This window comes from Haloterrigena turkmenica DSM 5511, assembly GCF_000025325.1.
In the GTDB taxonomy this organism is placed as follows: Archaea; Halobacteriota; Halobacteria; order Halobacteriales; family Natrialbaceae; genus Haloterrigena; species Haloterrigena turkmenica.
Genome location: NC_013743.1, coordinates 1,553,086 through 1,575,515 on the forward strand (window position 1 = coordinate 1,553,086; position 22,430 = coordinate 1,575,515).

The 22,430-nt window shown below is 64.3% G+C and carries 22 protein-coding genes; 15 read left to right on the forward strand and 7 right to left on the reverse strand.

All coding sequences use genetic code 11. From position 1 onward, the window contains the following. Positions 1–24 precede the first annotated feature (24 nt). From HTUR_RS07335 to HTUR_RS07345, 3 genes are all read right to left on the reverse strand, one after another. Positions 25–513, reverse strand: a complete 489-nt coding sequence (locus HTUR_RS07335) for a DUF7346 family protein (protein ID WP_012942683.1) — start codon at positions 511–513, stop codon at positions 25–27. Between the two features lie 84 nt (positions 514–597). Beyond that, positions 598–1,068, reverse strand: coding sequence for a DUF7322 domain-containing protein (locus HTUR_RS07340; RefSeq protein ID WP_012942684.1), 471 nt, complete (start codon positions 1,066–1,068; stop codon positions 598–600). A gap of 81 nt (positions 1,069–1,149) precedes the next feature. Continuing rightward, positions 1,150–1,332 (reverse strand): DUF7331 family protein, encoded by a 183-nt coding sequence (locus HTUR_RS07345; protein WP_049941652.1) that lies wholly within the window; start codon positions 1,330–1,332, stop codon positions 1,150–1,152. 130 nt (positions 1,333–1,462) lie between these two features. Between HTUR_RS07345 and HTUR_RS07350 the strand changes: the two genes are divergently transcribed. From HTUR_RS07350 to HTUR_RS07380, 7 genes are all read left to right on the forward strand, one after another. Further along, the gene (locus HTUR_RS07350) at positions 1,463–4,201 is read left to right on the forward strand and encodes a DNA-directed DNA polymerase (protein WP_012942686.1); all 2,739 of its coding nucleotides are present in this window, start codon (positions 1,463–1,465) and stop codon (positions 4,199–4,201) included. Positions 4,202–4,397: 196 nt separating this feature from the next. After that, entirely contained in the window at positions 4,398–5,306 is a 909-nt protein-coding gene (locus HTUR_RS07355; RefSeq protein WP_012942687.1) for an ABC transporter ATP-binding protein, read from the forward strand. Between the two features lie 61 nt (positions 5,307–5,367). Further along, the gene (gene sufB, locus HTUR_RS07360; protein WP_012942688.1) at positions 5,368–6,798 is read left to right on the forward strand and encodes a Fe-S cluster assembly protein SufB; all 1,431 of its coding nucleotides are present in this window, start codon (positions 5,368–5,370) and stop codon (positions 6,796–6,798) included. A 1-nt stretch (position 6,799) separates the two neighbouring features. After that, positions 6,800–8,020 carry a Fe-S cluster assembly protein SufD gene (sufD, locus tag HTUR_RS07365; protein WP_012942689.1) on the forward strand — a complete coding sequence of 407 codons (1,221 nt, stop codon included), beginning with the start codon at positions 6,800–6,802 and terminating at the stop codon, positions 8,018–8,020. A 122-nt stretch (positions 8,021–8,142) separates the two neighbouring features. Further along, positions 8,143–9,195: a hypothetical protein gene (locus tag HTUR_RS07370; protein ID WP_049941845.1), complete on the forward strand. Its 1,053-nt coding sequence runs from the start codon at positions 8,143–8,145 to the stop codon at positions 9,193–9,195. 122 nt (positions 9,196–9,317) lie between these two features. Then, a complete protein-coding gene (locus tag HTUR_RS07375) occupies positions 9,318–9,812 on the forward strand; it encodes a tumor suppressor TSBF1-like protein (protein ID WP_012942691.1) in 495 nt (164 codons plus the stop codon). A 121-nt stretch (positions 9,813–9,933) separates the two neighbouring features. Further along, a complete protein-coding gene (locus HTUR_RS07380; RefSeq protein WP_012942692.1) occupies positions 9,934–10,365 on the forward strand; it encodes a metal-dependent transcriptional regulator in 432 nt (143 codons plus the stop codon). Positions 10,366–10,500: 135 nt separating this feature from the next. Here HTUR_RS07380 and HTUR_RS07385 read toward each other — a convergent pair whose 3' ends face one another. The 3 genes from HTUR_RS07385 to HTUR_RS07395 form a co-directional block, all read right to left on the reverse strand. Further along, positions 10,501–12,369: a phospholipase D-like domain-containing protein gene (locus HTUR_RS07385; protein ID WP_012942693.1), complete on the reverse strand. Its 1,869-nt coding sequence runs from the start codon at positions 12,367–12,369 to the stop codon at positions 10,501–10,503. A 108-nt stretch (positions 12,370–12,477) separates the two neighbouring features. Continuing rightward, positions 12,478–13,815, reverse strand: coding sequence for a HEAT repeat domain-containing protein (locus HTUR_RS07390; RefSeq protein ID WP_012942694.1), 1,338 nt, complete (start codon positions 13,813–13,815; stop codon positions 12,478–12,480). Positions 13,816–13,899: 84 nt separating this feature from the next. Then, positions 13,900–14,625: a protein sorting system archaetidylserine synthase gene (locus HTUR_RS07395; protein WP_012942695.1), complete on the reverse strand. Its 726-nt coding sequence runs from the start codon at positions 14,623–14,625 to the stop codon at positions 13,900–13,902. Positions 14,626–14,747: 122 nt separating this feature from the next. Between HTUR_RS07395 and HTUR_RS07400 the strand changes: the two genes are divergently transcribed. The 7 genes from HTUR_RS07400 to HTUR_RS07430 all read left to right on the forward strand — a co-directional run bounded on the left by HTUR_RS07400 (position 14,748) and on the right by HTUR_RS07430 (position 20,769). Continuing rightward, positions 14,748–15,188 (forward strand): cupredoxin domain-containing protein, encoded by a 441-nt coding sequence (locus HTUR_RS07400; protein WP_012942696.1) that lies wholly within the window; start codon positions 14,748–14,750, stop codon positions 15,186–15,188. A gap of 353 nt (positions 15,189–15,541) precedes the next feature. Beyond that, complete coding sequence (locus HTUR_RS07405) at positions 15,542–17,053, forward strand: phosphoenolpyruvate carboxykinase (ATP) (protein WP_012942697.1); 1,512 nt, start codon at positions 15,542–15,544, stop codon at positions 17,051–17,053. A gap of 250 nt (positions 17,054–17,303) precedes the next feature. Beyond that, entirely contained in the window at positions 17,304–17,636 is a 333-nt protein-coding gene (locus HTUR_RS07410) for a hypothetical protein (protein ID WP_012942698.1), read from the forward strand. A gap of 153 nt (positions 17,637–17,789) precedes the next feature. Further along, positions 17,790–17,987, forward strand: a complete 198-nt coding sequence (locus HTUR_RS07415; protein ID WP_008896765.1) for an HEWD family protein — start codon at positions 17,790–17,792, stop codon at positions 17,985–17,987. A 114-nt stretch (positions 17,988–18,101) separates the two neighbouring features. After that, complete coding sequence (gene cutA, locus HTUR_RS07420) at positions 18,102–18,404, forward strand: divalent-cation tolerance protein CutA (protein ID WP_012942699.1); 303 nt, start codon at positions 18,102–18,104, stop codon at positions 18,402–18,404. A gap of 90 nt (positions 18,405–18,494) precedes the next feature. Beyond that, on the forward strand, positions 18,495–18,983 hold the full coding sequence (locus HTUR_RS07425; RefSeq protein ID WP_012942700.1) for a 50S ribosomal protein L11: 489 nt from the start codon (positions 18,495–18,497) through the stop codon (positions 18,981–18,983). Positions 18,984–19,359: 376 nt separating this feature from the next. Then, positions 19,360–20,769, forward strand: a complete 1,410-nt coding sequence (locus HTUR_RS07430; protein ID WP_012942701.1) for an MBL fold metallo-hydrolase — start codon at positions 19,360–19,362, stop codon at positions 20,767–20,769. A gap of 59 nt (positions 20,770–20,828) precedes the next feature. On the opposite strand, the gene HTUR_RS07435 is transcribed toward HTUR_RS07430, so the two are convergent. Next, positions 20,829–21,437, reverse strand: a complete 609-nt coding sequence (locus tag HTUR_RS07435) for a hypothetical protein (protein WP_012942702.1) — start codon at positions 21,435–21,437, stop codon at positions 20,829–20,831. Positions 21,438–21,796: 359 nt separating this feature from the next. Between HTUR_RS07435 and HTUR_RS07440 the strand changes: the two genes are divergently transcribed. Further along, complete coding sequence (locus tag HTUR_RS07440) at positions 21,797–22,429, forward strand: 50S ribosomal protein L1 (protein ID WP_012942703.1); 633 nt, start codon at positions 21,797–21,799, stop codon at positions 22,427–22,429. Position 22,430: the final 1 nt, after the last annotated feature.

Below are 22,430 nucleotides of genomic sequence, written 5' to 3' on the forward strand. Positions count from 1 at the left end.
ACCAAAACGAGCTGTGCTCCTTCCCTAGGAGGCGCTATCGGGTGCCTCGCTCGAGGCGGGACTCGAGGGCTCGACCGCGTCCTCGGACGCGTCGATCGCGCCGATTTCCTCGAGCGCGCGCCGGCACTCGTCGGTGATTCGATAGCCACGCTCGCCGGCGACCTCGGTCTCAGCGAGCAGTCCCGCGGACGTCAGGACCGTCAGTCGGCCGTGGAGGTCGCTCTCGCAGAAGGCATCGACATCGAGGATCGTTCTGACCCCCAGTGGCCCACGCTCGGCGAGTTCGACCAGGAGTCCGAGGGTCGCCTCGTCGTGGACGGTCGTCAGCAGCGTCCGCACCGGCCCGGAAACGGTCCGGGCGGCCGTCTCGAGGGGCGACTCGTCGACGTCCTCGAGGCGGTCGTTCTGGACGTAACACTCGTTGCCGTTCCGTGGATCGCGCACCAGGCTCGCGTGTTCGGATCGCTTGAGAAGCAGGTATCGTTTGCCGGTGTCGTCTTGGACGGATTTCATGATCGATCGATATCGCCCGGTGGCTGGTGTTGGGAGAGCCCGACTGAAGTAGTTTCGGCTATGTTCACGAATGACAATAGAGCGTTATGTATCGTCGTTCGTCTCGGGAGCCGCCGCGTCTCCGGCGTCGCTCGAGGCGTCGGACTCCGATTCGTCGTCGTTGGCGTCGACGTACCGCTGGTAGTGTCGATACCGGCGCGCGGTGAAGACGGTACAGGCGAGTCCGATCGCGAAGAGCATGCCGGCGGTTCTCGTCGCGCCCTCGAAGACGAGAAACAGCGCGGCGAGCGCGTACGTGAGCACCGCCCCGTTGACGAAGAGAACCATCGCCCAGAAGGTTTCGCGTAGCTCCGTCGGGACGTCGGTCTCGTCGGTCGAAATATCCGGTTCGGCGGGCTCCTCGGACTCGAAATCCTCGCGAATATCCGACCAGATCCCGCCGCCCGCGTCCTCGGTCGACACGCGGGGAATCGTGAGGGAATCGCTCTCGGGGTCGCGAAACTCCTCCTCCGGATCGTACTCGTCGTGTTCGTCGTCGGGCCGGTCGGATCCCACATGTCGACGGTGGAGCAGCCAGCAAAAAAGGGTTCGCGTTCGGAGCGATCGGCCGGGCGGCGCGGCCGGGAACGGGGACCGTCAGGCCAGTTCCGACAGCGTGAGGGTTCGAGAGGTCTCCACCCACGCGAGCGGGTTCTCGGCGTCGTAGAAGACGACACCGTCCTCGATCTCGTAGGACTCGATCGTCGCGGTGCCCTCGGGCTGGCTACGCGGCTCGCTTCGATCCGTCATGTCGTCTGCGTTGGTGGACACTTCGATCACCTGACCTCATGGTATGTGTTACCACATTATATGTCTTGTTGCTCTTGCAAAACTCAGAGACGCGCTCGGGAAGCGCGGCGGTCGGCCGAAGTGTGGGGGTTTTTATTCGGCGACTGCCAACCCCGATACCATGACTGAGGCGGGCCAATCCGGACTCACGGACTTCGGCGGCGAGTCCGACGACGCGGACGAGCGGCCGGAGGAAGAGGCGGTTGCCGTCGCCGGCAACGGCGGCTCGAGCGCCGCCGAAGTAATCGACGTAATCGAGGAGACCCTGCCCGAATCGCAGGGGGAACTCGAACTCGCGGTGATGCAGGTCGATTACACCATCGCGGGCTACGGCGACGAGGAGCGGCCGATCATGCACGTCTTCGGGCGCACGCCCGACGAGACGCTCGAGCACGTACAGATCGTCGGCTTCCAGCCGTACTTTTACGCGCCGACGGACAGCCTCGAGCAAGCGCCCGAGGAGCAGTACGACCGGCTGACGGGCAGCCGAGAGGTCGGCGAGGACGGCGAGCCCTACGAGAGCATCCGGGGAGAGGAACTCACCAAAATATTCGGCCAGACGCCCCGGGACGTCGGACAGATCCGCGATGATTTCGAGCACTACGAGGCCGACATCCTCTTTCCCAACCGGTTCCTGATCGACAAGGACATCCGCAGCGGGATGCGGGTGCCCGAACGCCGCGCCGACGACGACTCGCTCGTGGTTCCCCACGATGAGGTCGAGGCCGTCGACGTCGACGCCGAGCCCCGCGTCAACACGTTCGACATCGAGGTCGACGACCGCTCGGGCTTCCCCGAGGACGGCGAGGAGCCGATCGTCTGTCTCACCAGCCACGACTCCTACCGCGACGAGTACATCATGTGGCTCTACGAGGCCCCGATCGGCGACGGCCCGATCCCCGAGGAAATCGAGGAGTACGACCCGATCGAGGGCGAGATCGATCACGAGGTCCGCGCCTTCGAAGACGAAGAGGCGATGCTCGAGGCCTTCATCGAGTACGTCGAGGAGACCGATCCCGACGTCCTCACGGGCTGGAACTTCGAGGACTTCGACGCGCCGTACTTCCTCGACCGCCTCGAGGAACTCGAGGGGCCCCACCACGACTACGACCTCTCGATCGACCGCCTCTCGCGGGTCGACGAGGTCTGGCGCAGCAACTGGGGCGGTCCGGACATCAAGGGCCGAGTGGTCTTCGACCTGCTGTACGGCTACCAGCGGATGGTCTTCTCGGAACTCGACTCCTACCGGCTCGACGCCGTCGGCGAGGAGGAGTTGGGCGTGGGCAAGGAACGCTACGCCGGCGACATCGGCGACCTCTGGGAGGACGACCCCACGAAACTGCTCGAGTACAACCTCCGGGACGTCGAACTCTGCGTCGAACTCGACCGCCAACAGGAGATCATCCCGTTCTGGGACGAGGTGCGATCGTTCGTCGGCTGTAAACTCGAGGACGCCCCGACGCCCGGCGATGCGGTCGACATGTACGTCCTCCACGAGGCGTACGGCCGCTTCGCCCTCCCCTCGAAGGGCCAGCAGGAGGCCGGCGAGGAGTACGAGGGCGGCGCCGTCTTCGAGCCGATCACGGGCGTCAAGGAGAACGTCACCGTGCTCGACCTGAAGTCGCTGTACCCGATGTGCATGACGACGATCAACGCCTCGCCCGAGACGAAGGTCGACCCCGACGAGTACGACGGGGAGACCTACGTCGCGCCGATCGGCGACGACGAGATTCACTTCCGGAAGGAACCGGACGGCGTCATGCGCGAGATGATCACCGAGTTGCTCGCCGAGCGCGAGGAGAAGAAGGAGCTGCGAAACGAGCACGAGCCCGGGAGCCTCGAGTACGAGCAGTACGACCGCCAGCAGGGCGCGGTGAAAGTCATCATGAACTCGCTGTACGGCGTCTCCGGCTGGGAACAGTTCCGGCTGTACGACAAGGAGGCCGCTTCGGCGATCACCGCGACCGGGCGCGAAGTCATCGAGTTCACGGAGACCGCCGCGAACGAACTCGACTATCAGGTCACCTACGGCGACACCGACAGCGTGATGCTCGAGCTGGGCCCCGAGATTTCGAAGGACGAGGCCATCGAGCAGTCGTTCGAGATCGAGGAGCACATCAACGGCCGCTACGACGACTTCGCGCGAGAGGATCTGAACGCAGAAGCCCACCGCTTCCAGATCGAGTTCGAGAAGCTCTATCGGCGGTTCTTCCAAGCGGGCAAGAAGAAACGTTACGCCGGCCACATCGTCTGGAAGGAAGGCAAGGACGTCAACGACATCGACATCGTCGGCTTCGAGTACCAGCGCTCTGACATTGCGCCAATCACCAAGGAGGTCCAACACCGGGTCATCGAGATGATCGTCCGCGAGGGCGACGTCGAGGGCGCCAAGGAGTACGTCAACGGGATCATCGAGGACGTCCGCACGGGCGACATTTCCCTCGAGGAGATCGCCATTCCGGGCGGGATCGGCAAGCGCCTCGATAACTACGACACCGACACGGCACAGGTTCGCGGCGCGAAGTACGCGAACCTGCTGTTGGGGACCAACTTCCAGCGCGGGAGCAAGCCCAAGCGCCTCTACCTCGACCGCGTCGATCCGTCGTTCTTCGCGCGACTCGAGGACGAAGGGAAATTCGACGCTCGAACCGATCCCCTCTACGGCGCGTTCAAGCGTGACCCTGACGTGATCTGCTTCGAGTACGAGGATCAGATTCCGCCGGAGTTCGAAGTCGACTACGACAAGATGCTCGAGAAGACCCTGAAGGGACCGATTTCGCGGATCCTCGAGGCGCTGGACGTCTCGTGGGACGAAGTGAAAAGCGGCCAGGAGCAGAAAGGCTTAGACAGCTTCATGTAGGCGATTACGCCCCCTCAGGGCGTTAGTGTGTTTGAATAGCTGGTATTCGACCGGCTGGAACTCGAGATCGAGAGACCCGCTCGACCACAACGTGAGTTTCCCTTTCAGAAAATTATTTTGCTAATGTGGAACAGTATCCAAATGGATACGAAACCGTTATCAGTCATACGACCCACTCTTCGGACGAGCGAATACTATGGCACGTCTCGAACTATCCAACCTGCACGCGGAAGTGGCGGAGGGCGACGAGAAAATTCTCGAGGGCGTCGATCTCGAGGTCGAGTCCGGCGAGATCCACGCCCTAATGGGCCCCAACGGCTCCGGGAAGTCGACGACCGCGAAGGTCATCGCCGGTCACCCGGCCTACGAGGTCACCGAGGGCGAGGTCCTGCTCCACCTCGAGGACGAGGAGTTCGGCGAGGACATCGAGATCGACGAGGACCAGCGAACCTGGGACCTGCTCGACCTCGAGCCCAACGAGCGCGCCGCGCTCGGTATCTTCCTCGGCTTCCAGTATCCCGCCGAGATCGAGGGCGTCACGATGACGAACTTCCTCCGCACGGCGCTGAACGCCAAGATCGAGGAGCGCGAGGAACTCTTCGAGGAAGAGGAAGGCGAAGAAGCGGAGGAGGAGGACGAAGGCTTCGAGTCCTCGCCGATGGAAGGCCCCGCGGACGAGGGCGAGGTCGGCGTCGCCGAGTTCCAGCAGATCCTCCAGGAGAAGATGGAGCAACTGGACATGGACGAGAAGTTCGCCCAGCGCTACCTCAACGCCGGCTTCTCCGGCGGCGAGAAGAAGCAGAACGAAGTGCTGCAGGCCGCCATCCTCGAGCCCTCGATCGCCGTGCTCGACGAGATCGACTCCGGGCTCGACATCGACCGACTGCAGGACGTCTCGGAGGGCATCAACGCCCTGCGCGACGAGCAGGGCACCGGCATCCTTCAGATCACCCACTACCAGCGCATCCTCGACTACGTCGAGCCCGATCACGTCCACGTGATGCTCGACGGCCAGATCGCAAAGAGCGGCGGTCCCGAGCTCGCCGAGAAGCTCGAGGACAAGGGGTACGACTGGGTCCGCGAAGACGTCTACGGCACCGCGTAACCGGATTCGACTAGAACAACCGTAATAACGCTACAGCCGTAACCATAAACCACATCAACCAATGAGTTCCGATCAAGACCACCTAAAAGAGACAGACACTGAGGCCCGGTTCGAGTTCAAGAAAGAGGAGAACTCCGCGGTCAGATCCGGCAAAGGCCTGACTGAAGAGGTCATCCGCATGATCTCCGAGGACAAGGACGAGCCCGACTGGATGCTCGAGCGACGCCTCCGCGCGCTCGAGCAGTACCAGAACATGCCGATGCCGTCCGGCTGGCCCGGCATGCCCGACCTCTCCGAACTGGACGTCGAGGAGATCATCCCCTACATCCGCCCGGACGTCGACAAGCGCGAAGGCGTCGACGACTGGACGGAGCTGCCCGACGAGATCAAGGATACCTTCGACAAGCTGGGCATTCCCGAGGCCGAGAAGAACGCGCTCTCCGGCGTCGGCGCCCAGTACGAGTCCGAGGTCGTCTACCAGAACATGCAAGAGCAGTGGGAGGAGAAGGGGGTCATCTTCTGTAACATGGACAAGGCCGTCCAGGACCACCCTGAGCTCGTCAAAGAGCACTTCATGACGACCTGCGTGCCGCCGAGCGACAACAAGTTCGCCGCGCTGCACGGCGCCGTCTGGTCGGGCGGCTCGTTCGTCTACGTCCCCGAGGACGTCACCGTCGAGATGCCCGTCCAGGCCTACTTCCGCATGAACTCGGAAGGGATGGGCCAGTTCGAGCACACGCTCATCATCGCCGAAGAAGGGTCCGAGGTCCACTACATCGAGGGCTGTTCGGCCCCGAAGTACGGGACCCACAACCTCCACTCGGGCGGCGTCGAGGTCTTCGTGGGCGAAGACGCCCACGTCCAGTACTCGACCGTCCAGAACTGGTCGAAGAACACGTTCAACCTGAACACCAAGCGCGCCATCTGCGAGGAGAACGGCACGATGGAGTGGGTCTCGGGCAGTATGGGATCGAAAGTGACCATGCTCTACCCGTGTACGATCCTCAAGGGTCGCGGCTCGACGGACACCCACATTACCATCGCTCTGGCGGGCGAGGGTCAGGACATCGACACCGGTGCGAAGGTCTACCACAACGCGCCCGAGACGAGTTCGACAATCGAGTCCAAGTCGATCGCCAAGGACGGCGGCCGTACCAACTACCGCGGTCTCGTCCACATCGCCGATGGCGCCGAGAACTCGAGCACCGCCGTCGAGTGTGACGCCCTGATGTTCGACAACGAGTCGACCTCGGACACCATGCCGTACATGGAGATCGAGGAGTCGAAGGTCGACGTCGCTCACGAGGCGACCGTCGGCAAGATCGGCGACGAGGACATCTTCTACCTCCAGTCGCGCGGACTGGACGACGACGACGCCAAGAAGATGATCGTCGCCGGCTTCATCGAGCCGATCACGGAGGAACTGCCGATCGAGTACGCGGTCGAACTCAACCGTCTCATCGAACTCGAGATGGAGGGGAGCCTCGGATAATATGAGCGCAGGAACACAGGTACACGCCAATCTGACCGAAGAACAGGTACGCGAAATCAGCGGCGATCTCGACGAGCCCGAGTGGCTCTTAGAGACCCGTCTCGAGGCCCTCGAGGCTCTCGACTCCCTCGACATGCCCGACGTCATCAAGACGCCGGGACGGGAGTGGACGAACCTCCACGAGCTGGACTTCGAGTCGCTGGTGGACCCGCTGAACGCGGCCGAGAATAAGGACCAGGTCGGTCCCGACGAGGCGGACGTCCTCTCGTGGGCCGACGCGGTCCAGGAACACGAGGAGCTCCTCAAGGAGCACTTCGGCAGCATCGTCGATCCCCAGGAAAACTACCTGACGGCGCTCTCGACGGCGCTCTTTAGCACCGGGACGGTCATCTACGTCCCCGAAGGCGTCGACGCCGAGGACGTCGCTATCCGAACCGAGCAGAACTCCCGCTCGCTGTTCAACTACACGCTCGTCGTCACCGAGGAGTCGTCCTCGGTCACAATCCTCGAGCGACAGTCGACCGGCGAGGAAGCCGAGGAGCAGTACTACAGCGGCGTCGTCGAAGTCGCCGCCGGCGAGAACAGCTACGTCCAGTACGGCAGCCTCCAGAACCTCTCGGAGGAGGCCTACAACTTCACCGTCAAGCGCGGCGTCACCGACACCTACGCCACGATCGACTGGATCGAGGGCAATCTCGGCACGCAGCTGACCAAGACCGAGGTCTCGACGGAGCTTCGCGGCGACTCCTCGGAGACGCAGATCGTCGGGGCCTTCTACGGCCACAACGATCAGCACTTCGACCTCGATGCGAAGGTCTGGCATCGTGCGGAGCACACGACTGCAGACCTAATCACCCGCGGCGTCATCGACGACATCTCCCGATCGGTCTACGAGGGCGTCCAGGACGTCGGTGCCGACGCCTGGGACACGAGCTCGTACCAGCGCGAGAACACGCTGATGCTCTCCGACGAGAGCGAGGCCGACGCCTCCCCCCAGCTGATCATCAACAACCACGACACCGAGGCCAGCCACTCCGCGACGGTCGGCCAGATCGACGCGGAGGACCTGTTCTACATGACCTCCCGCGGTGTCGACCCCCGCTCGGCTCGCAACATGCTCGTCGAGGGCTTCTTCGTGCCCGTCCTCGAGGAGATCGACGTCGACGAACTCCGCGACGATCTCGAGGAACTGATCGGCGCGCGTCTTCGCCAGCGCGACTAACCGCCGGGCGATAGCGCGGTTTTTGCGTTCTTTTGTTGTTCTTTCGACTCTCGAGCCGCGGCTGCGTTCCGTCGATAGCGTCTGACGACTACTTTTATAGGATGATCGGCTATCCGGAGACGATGCAGGCCCTCTCCATCGAACTCGAGGACGAGACCGTCGACGCGCTCGAGGCCGAGCGGGAACTGTTCGGCTTCGAGAGTCGACAGGCGTACGTCCGGTGGATCGTCGAACACCGCGGCTCGATCGAAGCCGGACAGGGGAAGCGGCCTGACCGCGGTCGGAAACGGGAGCGCGATCGCCTGCTGGCCGACCACCGCGAGCGTATCGCTCGCCTCGAGGAGCAGGTAGCGACGCTCTCGCAGGCGGTCGAGAGCGACGGCGCGGACGGCGAGCCTCGAGCGGCCGACGACTCGGCGACTGCGACCGACGACGAGGGCGCCGAACGGGCAGCTGATGGGAACGAGACCGAGGGCGACGAGCGAGACCGACGGACTGAGGGGACGCCGGTGAACCGCGAGCCGGTGCTCGAGGTCCATGGATCGCCCCGAACGGTTCGGCGGGGGCCCGACTCGGCCCCTCGAGAGGAACCGACGGAGGCCGACGCGACGGCTCGAGCGCAACGAGACGACGGCGGAGACTCGAGTCCGACCGCGGACGAGACGCACGATTCCGAGTCGGACGATGGGAAACCCGCCGGCCTGTCTCCCGAACGCGTCGCGCGCATTCGGGAGGACCCGGTCCACGAGGACGCCGGCGTGCTCGGCTCCGTCGAGACCGAACGACTCGACGAACTCTCCCGGCGCGCGGTTGCGACCACGCGAAAGCGCCTGAACCGGGACGTCCAGACCGGCCTCGAGTACACGTCCTCGACCGGACTGGCCGGCGCCGGCGTCCGGCCCGGGGAGGACATCACCGATCTCGACGATCTGTCGATTCCGGGTCGATCGGCCGAAACGATCGAGAAGCGCCGCCGCGCTATCGGGCGGGCGCTGGCCTACCTGCGAGACGAGGACGAGGCGCGTCGTTCCGATTTCGTCGACACGCTTTACGGGGAGTGTCCGGCCGGCTACGACACGAGCGACGGTTGGTGGCGCTGTGTCAAGGAGGGGCTCAAACAGGTCGATGCGGTCGAGGGCGGTGAGGGAACGCGCGTCTGGCGGTACCGGGGTTGAACGGGTCGTTCAGCGGAATCACTCGCTGTTGAGTCGTTGGTCGTCGCCCGTCCACCGGCGGACGCCGATATCGAACCGCTCGAGTAGGGAGGGTTAAGTATCAGCGGCCCTGACGACGTGATATGAGTCTGGGACAGCGCGTCTCGAGCGACCACCAGCTAACCCGATTGCTCCAGATCGGGGTCGTGCTGGAGGAGGTCGTCGAGTCACGCGCCGCCCACCACCTCGATTCGCTGCCCCCCGAAGAGCGTGCGGCAATCGACGAGGAGGTGCGGGAGTTGCTCGAGGAGGCCGCCGACGAGTCGGCCGACCACCGCGAGCGGCTCGAGGCGCTGATCGACGATCTCGAGGCCGACACCGTCGCGTACGAGGAAATTAATGCGTTAGTCGACGCCCAGTACGGGCCGCCGGAGGACACCGACGGCGTCCTCTACGATCAACTGGCCAACGAGGAAACGGCCTACAAGTTCTACGACGACCTGATCGATGCGATCGAAGCCTCCGACGGCGAGTTCGCCATCGAGCGCGAGCGCCTCCTCGAGACCCTCTACGAGATCCGCGAGGAGGAAAAAGAAGGCGTCGAAGAAGTGACCGAGATCATGGAGCACAGAGCATGATCAGGACGGCGGCAGTGCGGTCCCCCGCAGGTCCGACGCCGTCTCCACGCATCGAATCCCGGACACGGGAACGCCGGCGAGGGAGCGACGCGGCACCGAGCGGTACTGACGGAGGGATGCAATGAACACTGCAGACCAATATCTCAAGGCGATCTATCTGGCTCAACGCATCGAGGACGGCCCCGCATCGACCGGCACGCTCGCGGACTTGCTCGAGGTCAGTCCGGCCAGCGTCAATGAGATGATCGGCAAACTCGAGGACCGGGGACTCGTCGACCACGAGAAGTACAAGGGCGCGAGTCTGACCGACGAGGGACTCGGGCGCGCCCACGACGCCCTCCAGACCTACTGTATCATCGAACGCTTTCTCGCGAACGTCCTCGAAGTCGAGGAGTATCAGGACGAAGCTCGCGCCTTAGAGAGCGTCATCGACGACACCGTCGCGGAGCGCCTCGACACGATCATCGACCGACCCGGCGAGTGTCCCGACTGTTTCGACGCCGACCGGGACGCCTGTGAGCGACTCGAGGTCGGCGACGGCTGTGCGGACTAACGTGGAGCGACTGGTTTTCGCCGATAGGCAGTATTGATATGGACCGATACCGGGTGGGTGTAACTTTCCGAGCTACCGGCGCGAGCGGACTGCTCACCGCAGTCTAGTTTCGATAGCGACTGCGCGACACGCCCCTCAATGTGGATCGCCGAACCGAACGTACCGACGCCCGACCAGCGCCGCGAGGGCGAGCGCGGCGATAACGGCGAGCGCGACACCCACGGTAAGCCTCGACCGACCGTTGTCTCCTTGCCAGTCGGCCTCGAACACGTCCGCGTAGTAGCCCGCGATCTCCTCGCCGTGTAGCGCCAGCACGACCTCGCGATTGTTCCGAAACGAGTTGTCGTTCCAGTTGGCGCTGCCGACGACCGCGACCTCGCGGTCGATCACGACGCCCTTGGCGTGAATCTTCTCGAAGGTGTCTGTCTCCTCGACCAGTTCGACCTCGAGCGGAATGGACTCGTCGTCGGCGAGTCGCTCTAAGTCTCGCGCCAGTGCCGCGTTCTCGTCGGCGTTGTACTCTGCCGATCCGAGCAGGATACGGACGTCAACGCCGCGACGGGCGGCCTCGAGGGTCGCCTCGAGCAACGACACGTCGTCGGCGATCGACGGCTGCAGGACGAGGATCTCGTCGTCGGCGCTCTCGAGCAACGAGCCGAGACGACGTTCGGCGTTGTCCGGTGCGAGCAGGAGTTCGGCTGACTCGACGGGGACCGTCGACGGCCCGTGAGTCGTCGGGAACTCGGGGTCGGGCGCGGAAAAGACCGGGCCGTCGTCTGCGAACGTGGTGTTTCTGCGATAGGCCGCCCCTGAAGTCGTATCGTGTCCCTCGAAGTCCGCGTCGAAGACGGTCGCGAGATCGGCCGCGAGGGACTCGGACTCGAGGCGCACACCCCAGCCGCGGCTGCTCTCGCCGCCGACGCCCGACGGCTTCCAGTTCTCGGTCGTGACCAGCACGCGGTCGTCGGCCACCGCGTACTTGGGGTGGTGATAGCGGTACCGCGAGTCGGCGCCGCCGATAACGCGAACGTCGACGCCGCCGTCGGTGAGCGTCTCGAGGACGTCTTCGGTCGCCGCGGGCGTGCCGCCGACGGGGCTCGCCTCGAGGAGGACCGCGACGTCGACCCCGCGGTCGGCGGCGGCGACGAGTTCGTCGGCGACCGCCTCGGACGTAAACGTGTAGCCGGCCAGCAGCAGGCGGTCGTCGGCGTCACGGAGCGTCTCGAGGGGGACCGCGGGCGAGTCGGGGAGGACGAACGCGGTCGCGTTCGTGACGGTCGCGGTCGAGACCGGAAGGCAGGTCGCGCCGCGGGGGTGCCAGTCACCGGCTGCGGGGTTGCCGGGGGTCGAATCGGTAGTCTCGCCGTCGCTGCGGTACCACCGTTCGGCCGTCGGCGCTCGATCGTACGCGACCGCGTCGACGGTCGTCGTCTCGTTCCGGAGTTCGAGCGTGTCCCCGTCGACGGCGAGTCGAAGCGTCCCCTCGAGTTCGACCACCGGATACTCGGTCAGTCCGTCGGTGACGTTCGGCGCTGTGCTCGCAGCGACGCGGCCGGAGACGGTCTCGTTCGGCAGTCCGGCGGTCGTGTGTCCGTCAGTGAGCGTCCAGTTCTCGAGTCGGGTCTCCGGTGAGACCTCGAGGACGAGATACTCGCCGACGTTGTCGCGAATCGTCGGATTCGGGTAGAGTTCGACGATCCGCGGCGCGGTACCGGTCGCGTTCGCCGGTCGGTTATCGGCGTCGGCGTTCGGGACCCTCCCGTTGCTGTCGGTTAGGCCGTCCGACGAGGGCGGTGATTCCATCGCACCGATCGGACACGCGGGGCTGGTCCCGTCGCCGTTAGCGTCGGCTCGAGAGAGCGCTGCGTCACCTCGAGACGTCACGTCCCCGGGATGACCGTCGCTCGTCGCGGTATCGACGGCAACGATTCCGAACCCTAGCAGGGCGCCGGCGGTGAGGCCGACGCTCACGAGCGCGACGAGGACCGCACGCCGATGCTCCATCGGGCGCTCTGGCCGCGCATTCGGATATAAAGGTCAGGTTGAAAACGGAACGGAGGATTCAGAAGCGGGGCGGAAATCGGTCCGTCGTACGTTCGCTTCGCGTCGCGTTCAGGCCGCGGGCTCGGTTGCGGCCTTCTCGGCCTCGGCCTGGACGAGATACGCGCGGTCGTCGCCGTAGTCGGCGACGATCTCGAGGGCCTCGGCGGTGCCGATCTGGTTGAGTGCCCAGGCGGCACTGGCGCGGACGCGGTCCTCCTCGTCGTCGGCCAGCACATCCGCGAGCGGCTCGATGGCGCGGGTGTCGCCGATCAGGCCGAGCGCGCGGGCGGCCCAGCTGCGGACGTCCGGTTCGTCGGCGACCAGCTGCTGGGCGAGCGGCTCGACGGCGTCCTCGGCGCCGACCTCGCCGAGCGCGCGGAACGCGGGCCGCTGGAGGTTGGGGTTCGAGTCGACGTAATCGATCAGCGCCTCGACGACCTCGTCGTCGGCGATGCCGATCTTGCCCAGGATGCGCATCGCAGCCTGGTCGCGGCGACCCGCCTTCTGGATCATGGGTTCCATGGCCTCCTCGGGGCCCATGCGTTCCAATGCCTCGAGGCAGTGCTCCTCCATGTAGTCGGAGTCGAAGGTCTCGTAGGCCAGCAGGATCTGATCGACGTTACCGCGTTTCTCGTGGACCTTCAGCGCGTGCCACTCCGGCGGGAAGTCCTTGACGTGGTCGAGCACGTCGTAGAACCCCTCGCGGCGCAGTTGCTCGCGGATCTCGAGGTCGGTCCACTCGGTCGCATCGTCGATATCGGACTCGAGGTCGTCCGTGGCCTCGAGCAGGCCGGCGATCGTCTCGGCGTCGTCGTCGGCGTCGAGTTCGGCGTCCTCGACGGCCTCGGCCGCGCGGTCGAGAGTCGCATCAAGCTGGTCGGGGACCGCCTCGCCCTCGTTGCTCAGCGTGACCGAGGTGCCGAGCAGTTCGTTCAGGTCGTCGAGGAAGTCGTCGACGGCTTCGATCAGTTCGGCGTTACCCTCTTCGGTCCAGCGGGTGCCCGTGATCGTCCCGCTGGCGCTGTTGATCTCGCTGACGACGTCCTCGCCGTAGGGACCGCGCTGGTCTTCCAGATCGGACTCGAGGTCCGAGACGTCGCTTTCGATCTCGTCGTAGCGCTCCTGGAGTTCCTCCTCGGGCGTTATTTCGTCTTCCTCGTCCTCGTCGTCTTCGTCCTCGGTCTCCGGCGGGTCGGGGATCTCGATCTCCTCGAACTCCTCGCGGAACGACTCGATGTCGGCCTCGACGACGTCGAGGTCATCCTCGGTTTCGGCGGCCTCGAGGTCGCTCTCGAGGGCTTCGACGTCGTCCTCGAAGGCCGCGAGGGCCTCGCGGATGGCCTCGAGGTCGACCGGCTCTCGCTGATCGTCGTCCGCTCCGTCCTCGGCTGCCTCGTCATCGCTCATGGTACCACCCGGTCCTGGCGCTGGACCCGGAGATGACGCCGACGCGTGGCAGTGTACATACCCTACGGTCGTCCCAGCAGCGCCCTAAGCGTTTCCATGCGCGTCGGGCGCCGTCGTCTGGCGCTCCTCGCGCCAGTAGAACCAGGGGCTCAACGTCATGTACGCGACACCGAGCGTCAACAGCGCGTAGGGGAACGTACGACCGGCGAATTCGGGGATCAGGACCGCCAAAACGTGGACGACGCCCATGATGGCCGCGTCGCGAGCGAGCAGGTCGGGGTACTCGATGCGCGAGACCATCAGGTAACAGAACGCGCCCGTCACCGCGAGGACGAGCTTCGGGTGAGTCTCCCCGGCCAGAATCGCCGCGCCGAGGATCGTCGCCGCCAGCGTCGTCTGGATGCCTTCGGTGTAGTTACCGCTGACATCGAAGGCCGTGTACATGCCGAGCCGGGTGACGGCCATCGCGACGAACAGCGCACAGATCCCGGTCACGAGGAGGAGTTCGCCCGTCACCGCGTCGAATCCGAGCGCGAGGCCGTCGGTGATGACGACGAAGGCGACGACCGCGGGGGCGACCGCGAAGGAGGCGACGTCGGCCAGCGAGTCGAGGTAGGGACCGGCGTCGGTGCCGCCGTAGCGGCGGGCGAGGATCCCGTCCAGCCCGTCCGCGACCGCCGCCAGTAGAATGAGCCGCGCGGCGAGCGCGATGTCGACGAAGGCGACGACCACGGCGATAAACCCCAGAGCCGCGTTGGAGACGGTCACCGCGTCGGCGACGCCCAGTCGCCCGACGAACCGGGGGAGCATACTCCCGGATTCGGCGTGGAGGTCCCTTACGTGTTTTCGTTTCGCCACCGAACCGGGGCGCTACTCGAGGTTTCGACGATCGAACCGGGGCGGTTATATTCGGATGCTCCCAAGTCGCTGGTATGAATCGGCGCGTCTATCTCGCCGCCGTCGGCTCCGCCGTTTCGGCCGGACTGGCGGGCTGTTCGGCCGTCACCAGCCCTTTCGAGAACGACGATCCCTGTGACGGCCAGGGATGTACCATCGGGATGAACCGGAACGCGTTCCTCCCCGACGAGTACGAGGCCAGCGTCGGCGAGACCGTCGTCTGGAAGAACACCAGCGAAGCCATCCACACGGTGACGGCCCGCGAGGCGAGCCTCCCCGAGGGCGCCGACTACTTCGCGACCGGCGGCTTCGAGGACGAACAGACGGCGATCGACGCCTGGCACGAGTCCCAGGGCGGGAAACTCGAGACCCGCGAGACGTTCGAGCACACGTTCGAGGTGCCGGGAACCTACACCTACATCTGCGAACCCCACGTCAACGCCGGGATGACCGGCCAGATCATCGTCTCCGAGTGAGACGGTCGACGGACGCGCGTTCTGCCATCGTTCTGGGCCGCCCTCGAGCGCACGTCTCTCGAGAACCGATCTGTGGCCCATCGATCCGGATGTAGCCCGTCGACGCTGGTCGATACGGCCCTGTGAGAGGGATCGGTATCGAACCGATTGCTCTCGCGTAGAAATTATTTCGGTTTCGAGTATCTTCCCCATTTGTATCTGGTTTCGTATATTTTGCGGGAAGTCGACGAATCACCTACACACCGCCACTGCGGCCCGAAATCGGTGCTCTTCCACAGTGATTGGTGAAGACGTGACACACAGCGAGAAGAATCCTTCATGTTTATACATTGCGGCGATGATGAGTTACGTATATGTCCGAAACCGGGGCGGAGACCCGTCCGCTGGTCCGAGAGCTTCCTGACCCGACGACAGCGTCGAACGTGCGGTACGACCCGTCGTTCGAGGAACTCCGCGACCTCGCGGCCGACGACGAGACGACGACCGAGTTCGGATCGCCGTCGTACGTCAGTGAAACGCGATCCCGCAGCGCCGATCTGACGAAAAACGCCGTCGACGCCGCGTTCGACGAGCGCGACCACGCATTCGTCGACGACGCGATCGCCCGCGCGGGCGACCGCGAGATGGTCTGCGTCGATCGGCTGATGGGACGCCATCCCGATGCGACCTTCTGTTGCCGACTGTTCATCCCCGTCGAGCACGCTCACATCGCACTGGGCTGGCGGGACCTGTTCGAACCGTCGGACGGTCGAGAGCCCGACCTCTATACGGTCATGGACCCCGACTACGACGAGACCGCCGTCCGCGTCCTTCCCGACGAGGGCTTTACGGCCGTGCTGGGGACCGATTACATCGGCGAGGCCAAGAAGTCGTTCCTCCGGCTGTACATGTACCGGATCAAGGAACAGGGCGGCCTCGGCCTCCACGCGGGCAGCAAGCGCGTTCGCGTTCGTAACGAGGAGGGGGACCTCCAGACCGTCGGTCAGGTGTTCATGGGCCTGTCGGCGACCGGCAAGTCGACGCTCACCTCCCACGGCTGCTGGCTCGAGGACCCCGAAGACGCCACGATGCTCCAGGACGACGTCTGTGGCCTCCTGCCCGACGGCACCGTCGCCGGCAGCGAGGGCGAGGGGCTGTTCATCAAGACCATCGGCCTCGACGACGAGGAACAGCCCGAACTCTACGAGGCCGCGACCCACGAGTCGGCCGTCTTCGAGAACGTCGCCGTCGACGACGACGGGACGGTCCACTTCGACGAGGATCGCTACACCTCGAACTCCCGAGCGGTCGTCCAGCGCGACCGACTCGAGAGCGCCGACGAGAAGATCGACCTCAAGCGGATGGACCAGGCCTTCTTCATCACCCGAAATCCGCTGATGCCGCCGGTCGCGAAGCTCACGGACGATCAGGCGGCCGTCGCCTTCATGCTCGGCGAATCGATCGAGACCAGCGCCGGCGATCCGTCCCGCGCGGGCGAGTCGATCCGCGTGGTCGGAACCAACCCATTCATCATCGGCCCCGAGGGCGAGGAGGGCAACATCTTCCGAGACCTCATCGAGGCGCTGGACATCGAGTGTTACGTCATCAACACGGGCTATCTCGGCGAGAAATCCAAAGACATCGGCGTCGAGGAGTCCGTGACCGTCCTCACCGAAACCGCCCGCGGAACGATCGAGTGGACCGACGACGACCGCACCGGACTGACGATCCCCGAGAGCGTGCCCGGGTTCGACATCGGCGAGTACTACGTCCCCGACCACGTCGAGGACTACGACGAGGCCGTCGCAGAGCTGCGAGCCGAGCGTCGCGACTACCTCGAGCAGTTCGATGAACTCCGCGAGGAGATCGCGGACGCCGTCTACTGATCGGGACCGCCGACAGAGCGAGTCTCGCGTCGGTTTCAGTGGTACCGGTTTCAGTTCGGACTCTCGTTTTCGGTTTTCCGGTGTCGCAGTTCCCAGCGTGCGATCGCCTGCCCGCTACCGACAGGCGCGTGACCGCTGGGACCATCTCTCACCGTCGGTCAGAAACTCTCGAATCAAAACTCGCTCGAGACGGAGTCAGCCGACCGATCCTAACCGGAAAGCTATTTACTCAGAACTGAGTATTCATTGTATGTCCTGGCAAGATCTCGTCTTTCTCGGCGGCAGTGTACTCACTGTCGTCGCATTGCTCCCGACGTTACGCGATCTCGACGCGCGAATTCCGCTGGCGACCAGCGTTCCCAAGTTCGCGCTCGCGGTGATCTATACCGGGACGTTCTACTCGCTGGGGATGACGTTCTCGGCGATCGGATTGCTCGGGACCGCAGTGATGTGGGCGCTCGTCGTCCGATACCGCTCCCCAACGGGGCGATACTCCTCGATCGGTCGGTCGGAGACACCGATCGACGGCGCGACGGTCGCAGAGCCGAGCCAGCGTCTCGGTGCCGATGGCGATCGGCTCTAAATCCCGCTCGAACATTTCGCACGGTCCACGACGAACGCTCGAGCGCTGTTATCGGGCCTCGAATTTTAAATTCTGTAATGATCGTGAACGAATCTGGGGCAGAAGTTGCCGCACACGGATAGTGTTATATGCGTTCAGTTCCCACGGTCGATAATGAGCGCGCAAGTACAACCGCCGACTGCCCGCGTCTGCGAACGGTGCGGTCGAACCGAGCGATGGGATGACAACCTCGAGGCCTGGCAGATCGCTCGCGAGGATGGCGAAAAGCAGGTCGGAAATCCACACTGCATTCACGAGTGGGACATCAACGGAACGTTCAATCCCGTCACCGGTAACGTAAACGCGGACTGAGGAGGGCGCGGCCGTCCGGACCGATGCGGATCTCCGGTGCTAGAGCTTTGCGGTCATCTCGTGACGACGGCGTCACGGGACTTTTCTCCGTCTCGAGCGTAGCCGACGACACCCATGCCGACGGTCTACATTACGACACCACCGGCCGAAGCCGACCGGATCGCTGAGACGCTCGTCGAAGACCGACTCGCGGCCTGCGTTAATCGGCTGTCGACGACCTCGACTTACCGCTGGAAGGGCGAGGTTCACCGCGACGACGAAGCCGTCCTGCTCGCGAAGACGACCGCCGACGCCTACGACGATCTGGTCGACTGCGTCGAAGAGCTCCATCCCTACGACGTCCCCTGTATCGAACGCTTCGACGAAGCGCACGTCCTCGAGTCGTTCGCCGAGTGGCGGACCGAAACCGTCGAGTGACGGCCGAGCCGCGAGGCGCACGACACCGTATCACAGACTTCACTGCCCGAATTAGCAACCCTTAAAACTCGCGCACGGGTTGTGACGGGTATGGCTGGAACCATCGAAGTGCTCGTTCCGGGTGGCCAGGCCAACCCTGGCCCACCGCTCGGTCCCGAGCTCGGACCGACCCCTGTCGACGTGCAGGCGGTCGTACAGGAAATCAACGACCAGACGGAAGCGTTCGACGGGACCGAGGTCCCCGTCACCGTCGACTACGAGGACGACGGATCGTTCTCGATTGACGTCGGTGTCCCACCGACGGCCGAACTGATCAAGGACGAGGCCGGATTCGACACCGGCAGCGGCGAACCCCAGAAGGACTTCGTCGCCGACCTCTCGATCGAGCAGGTCAAACAGATCGCCGAGCAGAAACTCCCCGATCTGCTCGCCTACGATCCGAAAAACGCGGCGAAGGAAGTCGTCGGCACCTGCGCCTCGATGGGCGTCACTATCGAGGGCGACGACGCTCGCGAGTTCAAGGAGAAGGTCGACGCCGGCGAGTACGACGACGTACTCCTCGAGGAAGCCGCAGCGTAGTCGGCGAGCGCTTTATCGTTCTTGCAGTCGACGCCACCGTGTAGTTGCGAGTGCTCGGACCACGAGCAGAACGAGTGTGTCGGAGTGTTTCGGTGACGGATCGACGGTGTACCCGACGATCCCTCGAACCGCGAACGCACCGAGTATTCTTCGTTCGTATCGCCGACCGATAGCGTACCCCCCGGCAGTCGAACATGGGCCGTTTACTCGGCGATTACGGCTATTTTGCCGGTCCCTATCCGTATCTGTACGCCGATCTCCGGGACGCCGACGGTGGACGACCGGGACCGTAGCCGTGACCTATCCCGCGTTCGGGTGGGCGTACCGGTTCATATTGTGGTAATAACAAATGATTCGTGGCTGTTGGAGGTTCGGTATGCGAGTGACCTATCTCGAGTCGGCAGCGATCCTCGTCGAAGACGAGCGGACATCGATTCTCTGTGATCCCTGGCTGGTGGACGGCGCGTACTACGGCTCGTGGGCGCACTATCCCGAACCGGAGTTCGACCCCGAGGACTTCAACGACGTCGACTACATCTACATCTCGCACATCCATCCGGATCACTTCGATCCCGACACGCTCGAGCGCATGGACACGGACATTCCGGTGCTCATCCACGACTACCGGTGGGACTACCTCCACGACGCCATCGCCGCACTGGGCTTCGACGTGATCGAACTGTCCCACGGCGAGCGCACGCCGCTCGAGGGCGACATGCACATCAACGTGCTCGCGGCCGACGGCTGCGATCCGGAGCGCTGCGGGAACTACTTCGGCTGTACGTGGTACGATGACGAGGCGGAGGACCCGGGCTCGACGCAGGTCGACTCGATGGCAGTCATGGATAACGGGGAGCAGACGGTCGTCAACACCAACGACGTGCCGTTTTCGATCGCCGAGTCGGTCTGCCGGACGGTCGCCGACGAGTACGGGACGGTCGACCTCCTCTGTCACCAGTACAGCGCGGCGCAGTTCTACCCCCAGGCCGTCACCGACTACAGCCACGAGGAGAAGATCCGCGAGCGCGACCGCGTTATCCGCGAGAAACACGAGCGCGCGCTCGAGTTCATCGACATCTTCGAACCCCGCTACTACATGCCCTTCGCTGGCGAGTACGTGCTGACGGGCGATCTCGCCCATCTCAACGAGTACACGGCAAACCCGCCCCGCGAGGAGGCGCTCGAGTTCTTCACCGAGGCCGTCGATCCCGACGACCACGAGTGCGTGTTCTTGAACTCCGGCGAACACATCGACCTCGAGACCGGCGAGCGATCCGCGCCGTTCGAGCCAGCGGATCCGGAGGCGAAGCGCCGCTACATCGAGGAAGAGTTGGCGCCGCGATCGTTCGAGTACGAGAGCGATCCGATGCCGACGCTGTCGGAGCTCCAGGCGTACGTTCCCTACGCCTACGAGAGTCTCGAGGAGAAGCGCGAGCGGATCGGGTACAGCACCGAGACGACGGTCCTGATATCGCTAGTCGACGACGTCTACCTCGAGCTCTCGATGAACGGCGGCGGCTACCGGTACGTGTCAGATCCGCGCCCCGTGGAGTACGACGGCTACGTCACACTCGAGGTCGACGCTCGACTCCTGAAACGACTGTTCGAGGGCCCCCATAGCGCCTACTGGGCGGACGCGAAAATCGGCTCGCACCTCGGGGTCCAGAAGGAGCCGGACATCTACGAGCGTGGGTTGTACCTCTGTCTCGGATCGTTCCACACACACGGCCACGACGTGCCAGTCGAGGCGGACGCGACAGCGAGTGCGAAAGCGACACAGGAGTAGTCACGGCGTCTGCGGCGACGGTCGGGTGTGACGTCTCGGCCGTCGATCGACTGCTGCGGTCAGATCTTGTTCGCGGGAGGGACGGTGCGGTCGTCGGGCTGAGACGTGCCGCCGGTGGCCATGACCACGCGCACGCCCGCGCCGATCCCGAGGGCGCCGGCGAGACCGGCCACGACGACGGTCAGCGCCAGCGAGAGACCGGCGACGCCGGCGAGCACACTGCCGAGGAGGATACCGACCGAGAGCCGGTCGCAGCCGAGCCGCGCCGCGAGCGATCGTCCGAGCGCGACGAAACCGAGGTCCGTGAACGCGGGCACGATCGTCCCCCCGAAGACGATCATCGGAATCCCGAAGAACGGCCCCAGATCCGTATCGAGTATCAGGTATCCCGTGCTGCCGAGCCCGACGACGACGAGCAGGCTCGGCAGGCCGACGCAGATCGAAATGACCGGACTCCGGCGGGCCTTCGTCACCGTTCGCGGGGCGTACCCCTGGAGCAATCCGAGCACCACGGCCGCGAACACGAACGTCCCGGCGAACAGGAACCCCGCTCGCTCGAGCGAGCCGACCGTTTCCAGCGCCTCAAGGCTGATTCCGCCGACCGTTAGCGGCGTGATCGTCCCGGTTCCCGTCGCCCAACTAACACTATATAAATCTAATGGCCACATATACGAAATGTACACAATCACAAATTATAATATTTTCGCTCGTCGGCTAGATTTCTGCGCCTCTCGTCGAGACGAGCGTCGCGTTTCTCGAGCGAACCGGAGAGCGCGGGGTTCGTCAGCTATAGTAGCCGCTGAAAGTCAATGCACACCTGATCGCACGACGGTGTTGCGATCAGTGTGTGAATAGTTTCAGTGGCTACTATAGTGGCATGAGCGGTCCGGACACTCACGGACAGCGAGGGGGCCAGCGCTGGCAGTTCGACGGGTTTAAGTTCGCCATGGCACTCCGTTCAAAGGAGACAGGCCTCGCCTGTTTCACTGACCCGTAGGAGCACTCCTGCGTACTACGGAGGTGAACGATGGCAGATTCGGATATTGAAACAGCAGTCGCTCGCGCACTCGAGGACGCCCCCGATCGGAACTTTACCGAGACGGTCGACCTCGCGATCAATCTGCGCGACCTTGACCTAAACGAACCGTCGAACCGAGTTGACGAGTCTATCGTCCTGCCGTCCGGAACCGGCCAGGATACGCGAATCGTCGTCATTGCCGAGGGAGAAACCGCCGTCCGCGCCGAAGAGGCCGCGGACGAGGTGCTCTCGGTGGACGACGTGGCCGATCTGGACGATGACGACGCCAAGGACATGGCCGACGAGACGGACTTCTTCATCGCCGAAGAGGCGATGATGCAAGACATCGCCCGGCACCTGGGTACCATCCTCGGTCCCCGAGGGAAGATGCCGGACCCGCTCGCGCCCGACGACGACGTCGTCGAGACCGTCAACAGACTCAAAAACACCGTGCAGCTTCGCTCCGGCGACCGACGAACGTTCCACACGCTCGTCGGCTCCGAGGAGATGGACGCCGAGGACGTTGCCGACAACATCGACGTCATCCTGCGTCGCCTGCACGCCGACCTCGAGAAGGGGCCCCAGAACATCGACGCCGTCTACGTGAAGACGACGATGGGGCCGTCCGTGGAGGTGGCCTAAC